This is a genomic window from Rhizobium phaseoli (genome assembly GCF_003985125.1).
GTDB lineage: Bacteria > Pseudomonadota > Alphaproteobacteria > Rhizobiales > Rhizobiaceae > Rhizobium > Rhizobium phaseoli.
Window position 1 is genome coordinate 506,741 of record NZ_ML133565.1, and the last position, 14,004, is coordinate 520,744.

Genomic DNA, 14,004 nt, shown 5'->3' on the forward strand with positions numbered 1-14,004 from the left:
CGCGAGCATTGGGCTGCGATGGCGAGGGTCGATATGAAGATCATGGTAGCGGGAGCAAGCGGCATTGTCGGAACGCAACTCACGGCGAAACTGCGCCGGGCAGGCCACGATGTCACGGTCGCATCGTTGTCGCTTGGTGTCGATACGGTGACGGGCAGGGGCCTCGAAGCGGCGATGGCGGGAAATGAAATCGTCATCGATGTCACCAACGCCGCATCGTTCGGCGATAGTTCGGCGTTCGATTTCTTCAGAACATCGACGAAGAACCTGCTCGCCGCTGCGGCCGGAGCCAATGTCAGGCATTATCTCGCGCTCTCGGTCGTCGGCACGCCCTACCTCGTCGAAAGCGATTATTTCCGGGCGAAACTGGTGCAGGAAAATCTCATCCGTGCTTCCGGCCGAGGCTACACGATCCTCCGCTCGACGCAGTTTTACGAGTTCATCAACGGCTTAATCGAAATCGGTGCCGAAGGCGACGTCCTTCGCTTGCCGCCCGCGGCAATGCGGCCGGTCGCCGCCGGTGACGTCGCGGCGTTTCTGATGGAACTGGCAGCGGGAAGTCCCGTCGGCGGTATCGTCGAGATCGCTGGCCCGGAACAGTTCGGAATCGACGAAATCGCGCGGATTTATCTCGCCGCAAACGAAGACCAACGGCCGGTGATGACTGATCCGTCCGTTCCCTATTTCGACGTCGAATTGACCGGCAATGTGCTGCTTCCCGGTGCCGGCGCCCGCACGGCGAGCCAGACGCTCTCCGACTGGCTCTTTCAATCGATGGCCGCCTAACGGCCGGTTTGAAATTTGCTGCGCGAGGTAATACCTTTTGAAAAGAAGGCATTACAGAGCTGCGAGAATGGCCACGACCGTTACCGCCAAAGGGCAGGTCACCATCCCGAAGCCGGTCCGGGACATGCTCGGCATCGTTGCCGGCAGCAGGGTCGATTTTCATCGCGCTGCCGATGGCCGCGTGGTTCTGGTGCGCGCTGCCGACGCAGGATGTCGGGCGCTATCGCACTTATTTCCCCTCCCTGAAATTGATATCGCCGGATCTTTAAGCTGGCGTTTTGCGGCGTGAGCCAGATTTCAAAAAATCTTCATGAAGCCCAAGGTTGAAAATCTCCGGTCCTGCTCCAAGTCCGGTCGGCGGTCGCCGAAACGGCAGGGGAGGGGCACATGGGCAACAGGAACAGCGAGCGGATCCGCGGGGTCAAATCGGTCTTGGAACTCCTTGTTGTCCTCTTCTGCCTTCTATCCTGCCCGCAGGCACTCGCCGCATCCGCAGATATTGGCGGGCTGACGGTGACGCTGCCCGATGCTGCTTCCGGTTGGAGGAAGACCGGCAAAGGCGATCTCTTCATGCTGCAGAAGGATTTCCCCGAAACGGAAGACGACAAGCGCGGCAGCGCACTGATCCAGATCTCCAAGCCGCTCTCGGGCGGGCGCAATTCCCTTCCGGCCGGCGTGAAGAGCTTCGTCGCATCGCTGCCCGAGATGGCCAAGGAAGATATCCTGATCAAGCATTACGGGGTGACCATAAATGGCCACGATATCCGCGTGGAGGAACGTTGCTGCGTTCAGCAGGAGAATGTCAGCATCAGCCAGATCGTCGTAGGCGTCGCCAACGACAAGCGGCAGGCCTATCTGCAGCTCGTGCTCTTGAACCTCAAAGGCGACAGAAGTCAAAGCGCCGAGGCCGATTTTGAAGCTCTCGTGCGCTCGTTGAAGCTCGATCCTTCGGATAAGGATTTCGATCTCGTTCCTGCAAGCGATGACGGCGGGCTCGACGGCGTCTTTACCCATCTCGATACCGGTGTCCGCCCGAATGTCTTCGGCGGCGTGGATTTCTATTCTGATAGCGAGATCACCATGTTCGAGCCGAAGGGACTGTTCAGCACGAAACTGCCAAAGGGTGGCCGGAGCATTGTCGAGCACTGTAGGGAAAACCCATCCGACTGCGGCCTTTACAAACTCACCGGTGGTGGCCTTTTCTCCTCTGCCGGATCGATCGAAATGCGCAGCCTCACCTCGGCCTATGGCACGATTGAGATCGAGACGAAGCCCCTTTCGAAAAAGGGCGATGATCTGGTAATCGACGGAGACGATTATCGCGCAGTGCCGCCATTCCGGGACGGCGCGACGCTCGACGGCGCATGGGGCTACACATTCGCTTCGAGCGGCATGACCGCAACGTCGTCGGGATCAGTTGCCGCTAGCAATACGCTGACGCTGCATAAAAACGGCACTTTCGAACGCAGCCGCTGGTCCGGAGCTTCGATGACGAACGAAATCGGCGGATCGCAGTCGGGGGTGACGGCGTCGGGCGATCGGCCGGGCTCCAGCGGACGCTATAGGCTTTCCGGCTATCGCCTCGACCTGACCGACGCGACCGGCAAGACGGAGAGCCTGAGCATTTTCGAACCGGACAAGAGTTCCGACGGGCTCCTGGTGATCAACGGCAACAACTATTTGAAGGATGACGAGCAGTAGTCGGCCCGGGCCTTTCCGTTCCGCCCGCGGCATTGCCAAAATTTTATGAATTTCATGTGCATGACCGATGGCGCGAGCCTTGGCCTTCAGCCCTCGCTCGGATGGGAATCACCGCCGATCGGTCCGCGAATTGCCAGATTTCCGAACCCGTTTCGTGTGCGTCGAGGCGTGGTCCGGTTAACCATTTGTAATTCGCTCACGAATCGCGGCATATAGTAACTGCGCAACTGAAGCGCTTTCGTTCAAAATTGCGCAGTTACTTGGGAAAACGATCATGCAGCCGAGTCTTGCTCTTCAAGACGATCAAGAGCATCTCCCGTCGCTTCTGGCAACAGATGCGAAGGAGTTGTCCTATCAGCTTCAGCAGCATCAGGCAAAAATCTTCCCGCCGCTTTCCCAGAAGACGATCCGCACTTTCTCGCCGGCGGAAGCGGCAGCCTTCATCGGCATCGGCGAAGGTTATCTCAGGCAGGTCGCCGCCGACGGCCACGGGCCCGATCCGCTCGCAAACGGACGCCGGCTTTACAGCGCAACCGACATGGACCGGATCCGCCGCGTTCTCGACGAGCGAAACGGAACGCCGAAATATGTGCCCGCCCGCAGGCCTGGAGAAAAGCTCCAGATCGTCTCTGTCATGAATTTCAAGGGCGGTTCGGGCAAGACCACCACGGCTGCTCATCTGGCGCAGTTCATGGCGCTGCGCGGTTACCGCGTGCTTGCCGTCGACCTCGATCCGCAGGCCTCCTTATCCGCCTTGTTCGGCCATCAGCCGGAGTTCGACGTCGGCGAAGGCGAGACGATCTACGGGGCGATCCGATACGAGGAACCACGCCCAATTGCCGATATCGTGCGCGCAACCTATACGCCCAATCTGCATCTCATTCCGGGAAATCTCGAATTGATGGAATTCGAGCATGAGACGCCGAAGGCGATGGCGTCCGGAAGGGCGGAGACGATGTTCTTTGCGCGTATCGGCGAGGTGCTGACCGAGATCGAAAGCCTTTACGACGTCGTTGTCGTCGATTGCCCGCCGCAGTTGGGATTCCTGACGATGTCGGCGCTCTGCGCAGCGACCTCGGTATTGATCACGGTCCACCCGCAGATGCTCGACGTCATGTCGATGTCGCAGTTTCTGACGATGACAAGTGAACTGATGTCGGTCGTCGAAAGGGCCGGCGGGCGCACCAGCTATGACTGGATGCGCTATCTTGTGACGCGCTTCGAGCCGAACGACGGGCCGCAGAGCCAGATGACCGGCTTCATGCGGGCGATCTTCGGTAATCGAATGCTTCACAACGCCATGGTGAAGTCGACAGCGGTTGCCGACGCCGGCGTCACCAAGCAGACGCTTTACGAGGTCGAGCGGTCTCAATTCACTCGCGGAACCTACGACCGGGCGCTGGAATCGCTCAATCTCGTGAACAGCGAGATCGAGGCGCATATTCGCTCGACCTGGGGAAGGAAATAGATAGATGGCGCGCAAGAACCTCATCGAGATTTCCGCCCCGAACCCGGCAAGGGTGGAAGCGGTCGCACCGCGCGACAATCGTCCGATTGCAGGCTTCGTGCCGCAGGAGCGTAGCGCTGCACCGGTCGGCGGCATCACCAAGACGCTCGGCAACATTACCGAAAAAATGGAGCGTGCGAGCGAGCTCGAACGGCAGCTCGCCGCCGGCCAGGCCATCGTCGAACTCGACACCGGCCTGATCGACGCGTCCTTCGTCAGCGACCGGTTGGCGATCGATGCGGCCGAACTCGCGCAGCTTGTCGAGCAGATCCGCGAGCATGGGCAGCAGGTTCCGATCCTCGTCCGTCCGCATCCGGAAACCAGGGGACGCTACCAGGTCGCTTACGGCCATCGCCGCCTTGCCGCCACCAAAGAGCTCGGCATCAGGGTGCGCGCGGTCGTCCGCGACCTCACCGACGGTCAGCTGGTCGTCAGCCAGGGACAGGAAAACAGCGCCCGAACCAATCTTTCTTATATCGAGCGCGCGCTCTTCGCCTCGAGGCTCGAGGAGCGCAGCTTCGGCCGCGATGTGATCATGGCGGCGCTCGCCGTCGACAAGGCGGCGCTGTCGAGAATGCTGATCGTCATGCGGCAGGTTCCCCTCGATCTCATAAACGCCATTGGCGCGGCGCCCGATATTGGCCGCCGACGGTGGCTGGAGCTCGGCGAGCGGCTTGAGAAAGCCGACGTCGGGAAGATCCTCGCAGAGTTGTCCGCGGACGACGCGCGCAGAATGTCAAGCGATGAGCGGTTTCAGCGGGCGCTCGTTCTGGCAACAAAGACGACGGCGGTGCAAAGGCCGGCGGTGGCCAGAACCGAAGTCAGTGGCGTTCCCGTCATGATCAAGAAGACAGCCGCGGGTGCGACCTTCGTCTTCGACGGCAAGATGGCGCCGGGCTTCGATCAATTCGTCCAGGAACGGCTGCAAAGCCTGTTCCAGGAGTTCAAAAAGCACAGAGGAGCGTAGCGCGCAAAAGAAAAAGGCCCCCAACGACGCCGTCGTGGAAGCCCTTCTCAGATCTTAAGCACATCGAGAATCGCATTTCCACGAATCACAGTCAAGCGTCTTAGGCACCAAATTGGCGGATCGTTTTCTTTTGCCTGAACGAAGGTGAAGGCAATGGAGAGTGGATATGTGACGACGCCCTTTGGGCGGCGGCCGATGTCGCTTGGCATGCTGGCGAGCCAGCAACTGGCCGAGACGATCGAGCCGGGGATGAAGCGCAGCAAGTGGAAACTGTTCCGGGCGATCTGCGAGGCGCGGCCAGCGCTCGGCGTAACCGATCGGGCGCTGACGGTGCTCGACGCGCTTTTGACCTTCTATCCCGATGACGAGATTTCCGAGGAGAAGGGCCTGATCGTCTTTCCGTCGAATGCGCAGCTGTCGCTGCGTGCCCGCGGTATGACGCCGGCGACGCTGAGGCGCCATCTTGCCGTCCTGGTCGAGGCCGGCCTGATCCTGCGCAAGGACAGCCCGAACGGTAAGCGCTATGCCCGCCGCGACAGGGCAGGGGCGATCGGCGAGGCCTTCGGCTTCAGTGTCGCTCCGCTTCTGGCCCGCGCCGTCGAAATCGAAAACCTTGCGGCCCAGGTGATTGCCGACCGGGAACTGCTCCGGGCGACGAGAGAACGCCTGACGGTCTGCCGGCGCGATATCTCCAAGCTGATCTCCACCGCCATCGATGAAGCCGTTCCCGGCGACTGGGGGCAGATGATGATGATGTTTCGCGATCTTGTCGCCAGGATCCCGCGCATGGCTCGCATCGAAGAACTGGTATCGTTGCTTGACGAAATGGGCCTGCTGCGTGACGAAGCGGTCAACCTGCTGGAAAGACACATTAAACGAGAAAAAATAGACGCCAATGAGTCTCAAAATGAGCGTCACATACAGAATTCAAACCCCGACTCCACCTCTGAACTTGAACCAAGCTTCGACGCGAAGCAGGGCGAAACGGCGGTGACAAACAACGAAGGGATGGCCGAACCGCTGGATGTGGGAAGGCAGAAACCGCCGAGACCTTCCGCCGGATATGCTGGCAGAATGCAAGGCGCCGCCGATCCGGTCGCCGGCCACAGCCTGAAATCCTTCCCGCTCGGCCTCGTCCTGCAGGCCTGCCCTGCTATTCTCGATTATGGGCCGGGCGGCGCGATCGGTAATTGGCGCGACCTGATGTCGGCCGCCGTCATCGTCCGCTCGATGCTCGGCGTCAGCCCCTCGGCCTATGAGGAAGCCTGCGCCGCCATGGGGCCGGAAAACGCCGCGACCGTGATCGCCTGCATCCTGGAACGGGGAGGACAGATCAACTCGCCCGGCGGCTATCTCCGCGATCTCACCCGCAGGGCCGAGAGAGGCGAATTTGCGATCGGACCGATGCTGATGGCGCTGGTGCGGGCCAATGGCGGGGTAAGGCGACATGCCGGCTGATGGATTTCAGCTGCAATGCGGTTGTGTAGTTGCCTCATCCGGTAAACTCACCGGTTCCAGTCCGATTGTCGGGCTGGACGAAAGGTTGCGGCGAGAGGAGCGGTCCAGTCAGCGCGGCGGCGCAGTGCTTTCTCGCAGGATCAGCTCGACCGGCCATAATTCATGGATCTCCTCGGCGGCGCGTCCGGCGATCAGCTGCAACGTTAGTTCGGCGCAGCGTGTGCCGGCGGCTCGCATGGAGGATCGGGTTGTCGAGAGCGACGGCACCATGTTTTCGGCCGTCAGGTAAGGGAAGACGTCGTCATGGGCGATGACGGAAATATCCTGTCCCACCATCATCCCAAGCGAGCGGACGGCGCGGTAGACGCCGAGTGCTGTCATCGTGGAACCGGCGACGATGGCGGTCGGCGCATTCGCTCTCTCGAGGAAGGAGCGGGCATGGCGAAAGCCGCTCTCGTCGGAAAATTTATCGCAGACCATCATGTTGGGATCGGCGATGAGTCCACGCTCCTGATGGGCGAGCCGAAAACCCTGTTCGCGATGGATCGAATAGGTCTTGCCCTTGAGCCCGTTGATCATCGCGATACGGCGGTGGCCGAGATCGAGCAGGTGTTCGGTGGACCTGCGCACCGCATTTTCATTGTCGATATCGAGCCAGGCGTGAACGTGCTCCGTCTCCGACCGGCCATGAACCAGGAAAGGCAGACGCAGGCTACTCAGCATCTCGATCCGCGGGTCCCGAGGACGAGGCGAGTGAATGATCACTGCATCCACGCGGCGGCTTTCGACCAGGCGTCTGTAGGCTTGCATCTCGTCGTCGTCATTATGCGCGGTGATCGGCGTGATGAGGATATCCGTATCGGCCGTTTCCAGGCGCTGCGCCATGCCCGACATGAATTCAGCGAAATGGATTTCTCCGGACCGCGCCATCATCACGCCGATCGCTCCGGCTCTTCCGGTCTTTAGCCGCACGGCGTTGATATCGGGGCGATAGCCGAGTCTTATCGCTTCGCTTGCAACCCGGGCGCGGGTGGTTTCGCTCACCTCGGGGTAGCCGCTCAGCGCACGGCTGACCGTCGTCGGAGAAAGCCCAAGCTGCTTTGCGAATTCACGAAGTTTCATCGGTGTCTTCTTTTGTCCCGGCAATCAATGGACGATGTGCTGGCGGTGCGCAACGGGTCCGGCGATAATTGAAATCGATTTCAATTATTCTGGCCTCTATAGTGTCCTCCTAAGATGTATATGGCGCCGTGGATAGTGGCAATCACAACTAAAAAGTGCCAATGTGGCGACTTGACGAGGTCGAAACCTTCTGCAATTGTCCGCGTGCCAAATCGATTTCAATTTCTGGGAGGAGATTATGAAGAAGTTTGCATTAAGCTTGTCGGTGCTCGGCGTCGCCATCGCCTTCGCTGGCCCGATCCGTGCCGCTGAAATTTCGTTTGCCGCCAACACCACGGGAAAAAACGTCGAATTCCTCAACAAGCAACTGGCAATTTTCGAGAAGGAGACCGGCAATCAGGTCAAACTCGTCACCATGCCGTCGTCGAGCAGCGAGCAGTTCTCCCAATATCGCCTGTGGCTTGCCGCCGGAAACAAGGACATCGACGTCTATCAGACGGACGTCATCTGGGCGCCGCAGCTTGCTGACCAGTTCATCGATCTGAAGGACGCCACCAAAGACGTGGCCGGCCAATTCTTCCCGTCGATCATCGCCTCGCAGACGGTCAACGGCCGGCTCGTGGCGCTGCCATTGTTTACCGATGCTCCGGCGCTGTTTTACCGGAAGGACCTGCTTGAAAAATACGGCAAGCTGCCGCCAAAGACCTGGGACGAGATGGCGGCGATCGCCAAGGACGTTCAGGATAAGGAACGCCAGGCCGGACAGAAGGACCTTTGGGGGTATGTCTTCCAGGGCAACTCCTATGAAGGGCTGACCTGCAACGCGCTGGAATGGGTGAAGTCGTCGGGCGGCGGCCAGATTGTCGAGCCAGACGGGACAATTTCGATCAACAACGAGAAGGCGGCGGCAGCGCTTGAACGCGCCAAGGGCTGGATCGGGACGATCTCACCCCCAGGCGTGCTCGCATATCAGGAAGAGGAATCGCGCGGCGTTTGGCAGACGGGCAACGCCGTCTTTATGCGCAACTGGCCCTATGCCTATTCCCTTGGTAATGGTTCCGACAGCGCTGTGAAGGGCAAGTTCGACGTCATGACGTTGCCGGTCGCCGCGGCCGGCGACAAGCCGTCTTCGACGCTTGGCGGCTGGAATCTGGCGGTTTCGAAATATTCTGAAAAGCAGGAAGCAGCCATTGCGCTGGTAAAATTCCTGGCGTCGAAGGACGTCCAAAAGGCGCGCGCCATCGAGCTGTCCAACCTGCCCACACTGACAGACCTCTATGATGACAAGGATGTTGCCGCCGCGCAGCCCTTCATGCCGAACTGGAAACCCATCTTCCAGGATGCCGTGCCGCGTCCTTCGGCGACCGCCAAGGTAAAGTACAACGAAGTGTCTTCGAAGTTCTGGACGGCGGTGCACAACACGCTGTCAGGCAGCGGCTCGGCTGCCGAGAACCTCGAGCTTCTCGAAGCCGACCTCACGACCCTCAAGGGCGACGCCTGGTAAGATTCCGGCCGGCGGCTGTGAAGCCGCCGGCCCGGTTTCGAACGAGCGAACGGGAGAGGCGTTTCATGACTGAAATCGTAGTTTCGCAAGCAGTTGAACCAAGGATTTCCAGGCTCAGAGCCTCTACGGAGCTGCGATCCGAGCGTGTTCGATCCGCCTGGATGTTCCTGGCGCCGACGCTGCTGATCCTGGCAATCGTCGCCGGCTGGCCGTTGTTCAGAACGATCTATTTCAGCTTTACGAATGCGTCGCTCAACGACCTCGGCAATGCGCGGTTCGTAGGCTTTTCCAATTATCTGTCGTGGGTGACGCTGAAGAGCGGAAAGACTATCTATCGCGGGCTGCTTGCCGATCCGGTCTGGTGGAGAGCGGTTTGGAACACGGCAAAGTTCACCCTCCTTTCAGTGGTGCTCGAGACCATACTCGGGCTGATCGTCGCGCTGGTGCTGAACGCACGCTTCGTCGGCCGTGGCGTTGTTCGGGCGGCAATCCTCATTCCCTGGGCGATCCCGACGATCGTGTCGGCCAAGATGTGGGCCTGGATGCTCAACGACCAGTTCGGCATCCTGAACGACATCCTGCTCGGCTTCGGGCTTATCAGCGAGAAGATCGCCTGGACTGCCAACCCGGAAACGGCGATGACCGCCGTGCTGATCGTCGACGTCTGGAAGACGACGCCGTTCATGGCGCTGCTGATCCTTGCCGGACTGCAGATGGTTCCGGGCGATATCTATGAGGCCGCCAAGATCGACGGCGTCAATCCGGTCAAGGTCTTCTGGCGTCTGACGCTGCCGCTGATCCGCCCGGCCATCATGGTTGCCGTGATCTTCCGAATGCTGGATGCGATGCGCATCTTCGATCTGATCTATGTGCTGACGCCCAACAATGCGCAGACCAAGACGATGTCGGTCATGGCGCGCGAAAACCTGTTCGACTTCGACAAGTTCGCCTACGGCGCGACCGCCTCGACGGTGCTTTTCGTGATCATTGCCTCCGTCACCATCCTTTATATCTGGCTTGGCCGCGTCAGGCTCGGCGGGGAGGAACGCTGATGCTGCTGTCGATCACCAAGAATACGCTCTTCTACCTGCTCGTCACGATCATCGTCATCATCGCGGTCTTTCCGTTCTACTATGCGATCCTCACCAGCCTGAAGACCGGAACGGCCCTTTTCAAAGTCGATTATTGGCCGACCTCGATCTCCTTCGGCAACTACACGTCGGTGATGGGTCAGGGCGGGTTCGTCCGCAGTCTTGCGAATTCCGCAATGATCGCCTGCGTCGTGGTCTCGGCGTCGCTGTTGCTTTCGATCACCGCATCCTTCGCCTTGGCACGGGTACATTTCCGCGGACGGGCGCTGTTGATGCTGACCATCCTCTCGGTGTCGATGTTTCCGCAGATTGCCGTCCTTGCAGGCCTCTTCGAGCTCATTCGCTGGATCGGCATCTTCAACACGCCCTTTGCGCTGATCTTTTCCTACATGATCTTCACGCTGCCGTTCACCGTCTGGGTGCTGACCACCTTCATGCGCGAATTGCCGATCGAAATCGAGGAGGCAGCGATTGTCGACGGCGCCTCACCGTGGGTCATCGTCACCCAGGTGTTCATGCCGCTGATGTGGCCGGCTCTGGTGACAACAGGGCTGCTCGCCTTCATCACCGCGTGGAACGAGTTCCTTTTTGCGCTGACCTTCACATCGTCGGATACGCAGAGAACCGTCCCGGTCGCCATCGCCCTGCTTTCGGGCAACAGCGAGTTCGAGATCCCCTGGGGCAACATCATGGCGGCTTCGGTGATCGTCACCGTGCCGGTGGTCGTGCTCGTTTTGATATTCCAGCGCCGGATCATTTCGGGGCTGACCGCCGGCGGCGTCAAGGGTTGAGGGAGTAAGGCATGGCAGAGATCCGACTGGAGAATATCCGCAAGAGCTTCGGCGCCTTCGAGGTGATCAAGGGTGTGACGATGGACATCCGCCGCGGCGAGTTCATGGTGTTTGTCGGACCGTCGGGATGCGGTAAGTCCACGCTGCTCCGGCTTATCTCCGGCCTCGAGGACATCACCTCAGGGACGCTTTCCTTCGACAGCGAGACAGTGAACCGGCACGCGCCGTCGAAGCGAGGGATCGCCATGGTGTTCCAGTCCTACGCGCTCTACCCGCATATGACAGTGTTCGACAATATGGCTTTCGGCATGAAGCTTTCCGGGAGCAACAGAGATGAATGCCGCCAGCGCGTGGAGCAGGCGGCCGGCATGCTGCAGCTCTCAGCCTACTTGGATCGCCTACCGCGACAGCTTTCCGGTGGCCAGCGTCAGCGCGTCGCAATCGGCCGGGCGATCGTCCGCGATCCGAAGGTCTTTCTCTTCGACGAGCCGCTGTCCAACCTCGATGCGGCGCTGCGCGTGGCGACGAGGCTGGAGATCGCCAAGCTTCATCGCAGCATGCACAATACGACGATGATCTATGTGACGCATGATCAAGTCGAGGCGATGACGCTCGCCGATCGGATTTGCGTGTTGAGGGACGGCGTCGTGGAGCAGATCGGCACGCCGCTGGAGCTGTATGAAAGCCCGAATTCGCTCTTCGTGGCCGGCTTCATCGGCTCGCCGAAGATGAACTTTCTGTCGGGCGAACTGGCAGAGCCCTATGGCAGCGATACGATCGGCGTGCGCGCCGAGCATATTCGTATCGCGTCCGAGGCGCCGGTCTGGAGCGGCACGGTGATCCATTCGGAAATCCTCGGCTCGGATAGCTTCGTCTATGTGGATATCGGGGCGGATGAGCCGCTTATTGTGCGGGAGGCCGGCGTCTCCCGTCACGAGCCGGGCCAGACGCTTGGCCTTGCCCCGCTTGCCGGCCACGTTCACCGTTTTGACCAGTCGGGCCGTGCGCTCGAACGTCAATCGATGCAGGCTGCCTGAACTTTCAGGGATCAATGTTCCTCCCAAGGCCCGATCCGTTTTTTATGACAAGGAGAGAATGACATGACCATTCGCACCATTGTGTGGGGTGAAAACATTCATGAGACTACCAATACAATCGTCCGCGGCATCTATCCCGAGGGCATGCATACGACGATCGCCAATGCGCTGAATGCCGATCCCGCCATCTCGGCGACGACGGCGACGCTGCAAGAGCCGGAGCATGGGCTCAGCGAAGCCCGGCTTGCCGAGACCGATGTTCTGACCTGGTGGGGCCATAAGGATCACGGCGCGGTCTCGGACGTCGTCGTCGAGCGCGTCGCCAAACGCGTCTGGGAAGGCATGGGCCTGTTGGTGCTGCATTCCGGCCATTTCTCGAAAATCTTCAAACGGCTGATGGGCACGCCCTGCGCGCTGAAATGGCGTGAGGCGGGCGAACGCGAGCGGCTGTGGACGATCAACCCGCGCCATCCGATCGCCGCCGGCATCGGCGAGCATTTCGAGCTCGAAAACGAGGAAATGTACGGCGAGCAGTTCTCGGTGCCGGAGCCGCTGGAAACGGTGTTCATCTCCTGGTTCCAGGGCGGCGAAGTGTTCCGCTCGGGCCTGACCTGGCGGCGCGGCGCCGGCAACATCTTCTATTTCCGCCCCGGCCACGAGACCTATCCGACCTATCACGACGCCACCATCCAGAAGGTGCTGATCAATGGCGTCAAGTGGGCCTATAACCCCGAGGGCGCGTTGACTGCCATTACCGATGCTCCAAATGTGCCGGTAGAGAAGGCGCTGGAGCCGATCGTCGAACGCGGCCCGAAACTGCACCAGGCCGGCGAAGCCGGTTACCGGTAACAGATGAGATGCCGCGTGCAGGGGCCCGTTTGGCCCCGCAAGAAGCCGCGATGATCTCGCGGCCGCTCACGCTTTGATGGATAACCATGAGGACAAAAGAATGCGCTTGATCATTCTCGGTACCGGAGGATGGGCAAATACCCATGCCATGCATTTTTCGGAAATCGCCGGCGTCAAAATTGTTGCCGCTGTCGATACGGACGAGGTTCGGCTGCGCGCCTTCGCGCTCAGGCATACTATCCCGCTGACGTTCACGTCGCTCGATGACGCCCTTGCCTGGGGAGAGTTCGACGCCGTTACCAATGTCACGCCGGATCGCGCGCACTATTCCACGACGATGAAGTTACTCGCCGCGGGCAAGCATGTCCTCTGCGAGAAGCCGCTGGCGGTCAACTACCGCGAGGCCAAGGAGATGGCCGACGCCGCGGCGGCGTCCGGCAAGGTCACGATGGTGAACCTGACCTATCGGAACGTGGCCCCGCTGCAAGCCGCGCGCAAGATGGTGCTGGACGGGCGCCTCGGCGCGATCCGCCACTTCGAAGCGTCCTATCTGCAGAGCTGGCTGGTCTCGAAGGCCTGGGGCGACTGGACCAAGGAATCGCAATGGCTCTGGCGACTGTCGACGAAGCACGGCTCGAACGGCGTGCTGGGCGATGTCGGTATTCACATTCTCGATTTCGCGGTATTTGCCGCGGGAAGCGACGTCAAGGCGGCGGCATCGCATCTCAAGGTGTTCGACAAGAGCCCCGGAAACCGAATCGGCGAATATGAGCTGGACGCAAACGACAGTTTCCTGATGATGGCCGAACTCGAAAACGGTGCGGCCGGCGTCATCCACGCGACGCGCTGGGCGACCGGCCATCTGAACGAACTGCGCCTGCGCCTGCATGGAGACAAGGGTGCGCTGGAGGTGGTGCATACGCCTGAAGGTTCGACGCTCAGGGTCTGTGAAGGCGCTGACGCCGACAAGGCAATCTGGCGCAAAATCGACGTTGAACCGGTCATCACCAATTTCCAGCGATTTGCAAAGGCCGTGCAAAAGGGGCAGCCGGATGAGCCAGGTTTTGGCCACGCCGCCAAGCTGCAGTTTGTTCTCGACCACGCCGTAAAGACCGCTGGCGCTTTGACTGAGCTTTAGAGGAAAAAGTTCAGACGGGTCGCTCGGCGTCTTGCGGGAGGTCACCGCCGCGG

The 14,004-nt window shown here is 60.3% G+C and carries 13 protein-coding genes; 12 read left to right on the plus strand and 1 reads right to left on the minus strand.

Annotated features, from left to right (window positions below; all coding sequences use genetic code 11):
• The first annotated feature begins 33 nt into the window (after window positions 1-33).
• From EFD56_RS02315 to repC, 6 genes are all read left to right on the plus strand, one after another.
• A complete protein-coding gene (locus EFD56_RS02315) occupies window positions 34-786 on the plus strand; it encodes an SDR family oxidoreductase (protein ID WP_126904524.1) in 753 nt (250 codons plus the stop codon).
• 67 nt (window positions 787-853) lie between these two features.
• The gene (locus tag EFD56_RS02320) at window positions 854-1,075 is read left to right on the plus strand and encodes an AbrB/MazE/SpoVT family DNA-binding domain-containing protein (RefSeq protein ID WP_126904525.1); all 222 of its coding nucleotides are present in this window, start codon (window positions 854-856) and stop codon (window positions 1,073-1,075) included.
• Window positions 1,076-1,173: 98 nt separating this feature from the next.
• Window positions 1,174-2,487, plus strand: a complete 1,314-nt coding sequence (locus EFD56_RS02325; RefSeq protein WP_126904526.1) for a hypothetical protein — start codon at window positions 1,174-1,176, stop codon at window positions 2,485-2,487.
• A 274-nt stretch (window positions 2,488-2,761) separates the two neighbouring features.
• Entirely contained in the window at window positions 2,762-3,955 is a 1,194-nt protein-coding gene (repA, locus tag EFD56_RS02330) for a plasmid partitioning protein RepA (RefSeq protein WP_004679091.1), read from the plus strand.
• Window positions 3,956-3,959: 4 nt separating this feature from the next.
• Window positions 3,960-4,961 carry a plasmid partitioning protein RepB gene (gene repB / locus EFD56_RS02335; RefSeq protein ID WP_004679089.1) on the plus strand — a complete coding sequence of 334 codons (1,002 nt, stop codon included), beginning with the start codon at window positions 3,960-3,962 and terminating at the stop codon, window positions 4,959-4,961.
• 153 nt (window positions 4,962-5,114) lie between these two features.
• The gene (gene repC, locus EFD56_RS02340; RefSeq protein ID WP_126904527.1) at window positions 5,115-6,419 is read left to right on the plus strand and encodes a plasmid replication protein RepC; all 1,305 of its coding nucleotides are present in this window, start codon (window positions 5,115-5,117) and stop codon (window positions 6,417-6,419) included.
• 108 nt (window positions 6,420-6,527) lie between these two features.
• Here the strand turns inward: repC and EFD56_RS02345 are convergent, their stop codons facing one another.
• Window positions 6,528-7,541, minus strand: a complete 1,014-nt coding sequence (locus EFD56_RS02345; RefSeq protein ID WP_010006458.1) for a substrate-binding domain-containing protein — start codon at window positions 7,539-7,541, stop codon at window positions 6,528-6,530.
• A 238-nt stretch (window positions 7,542-7,779) separates the two neighbouring features.
• Here EFD56_RS02345 and EFD56_RS02350 point away from each other — a divergent pair, with 238 nt between their 5' ends.
• The 6 genes from EFD56_RS02350 (at window position 7,780) to EFD56_RS02375 (ending at window position 13,951) form a co-directional block, all read left to right on the plus strand.
• Window positions 7,780-9,045, plus strand: coding sequence for an ABC transporter substrate-binding protein (locus tag EFD56_RS02350; RefSeq protein ID WP_037145835.1), 1,266 nt, complete (start codon window positions 7,780-7,782; stop codon window positions 9,043-9,045).
• Between the two features lie 65 nt (window positions 9,046-9,110).
• Complete coding sequence (locus EFD56_RS02355; protein WP_037145837.1) at window positions 9,111-10,097, plus strand: carbohydrate ABC transporter permease; 987 nt, start codon at window positions 9,111-9,113, stop codon at window positions 10,095-10,097.
• Window positions 10,097-10,927: a carbohydrate ABC transporter permease gene (locus tag EFD56_RS02360; RefSeq protein WP_016735757.1), complete on the plus strand. Its 831-nt coding sequence runs from the start codon at window positions 10,097-10,099 to the stop codon at window positions 10,925-10,927. The genes EFD56_RS02355 and EFD56_RS02360 overlap by 1 nt, the downstream gene beginning before the upstream one ends.
• Before the next feature lie 11 nt (window positions 10,928-10,938).
• Window positions 10,939-11,964 (plus strand): ABC transporter ATP-binding protein, encoded by a 1,026-nt coding sequence (locus EFD56_RS02365; protein ID WP_126904528.1) that lies wholly within the window; start codon window positions 10,939-10,941, stop codon window positions 11,962-11,964.
• Between the two features lie 63 nt (window positions 11,965-12,027).
• A complete protein-coding gene (locus EFD56_RS02370; protein ID WP_085744223.1) occupies window positions 12,028-12,813 on the plus strand; it encodes a ThuA domain-containing protein in 786 nt (261 codons plus the stop codon).
• A 100-nt stretch (window positions 12,814-12,913) separates the two neighbouring features.
• On the plus strand, window positions 12,914-13,951 hold the full coding sequence (locus tag EFD56_RS02375; RefSeq protein WP_085744224.1) for a Gfo/Idh/MocA family protein: 1,038 nt from the start codon (window positions 12,914-12,916) through the stop codon (window positions 13,949-13,951).
• Window positions 13,952-14,004: the final 53 nt, after the last annotated feature.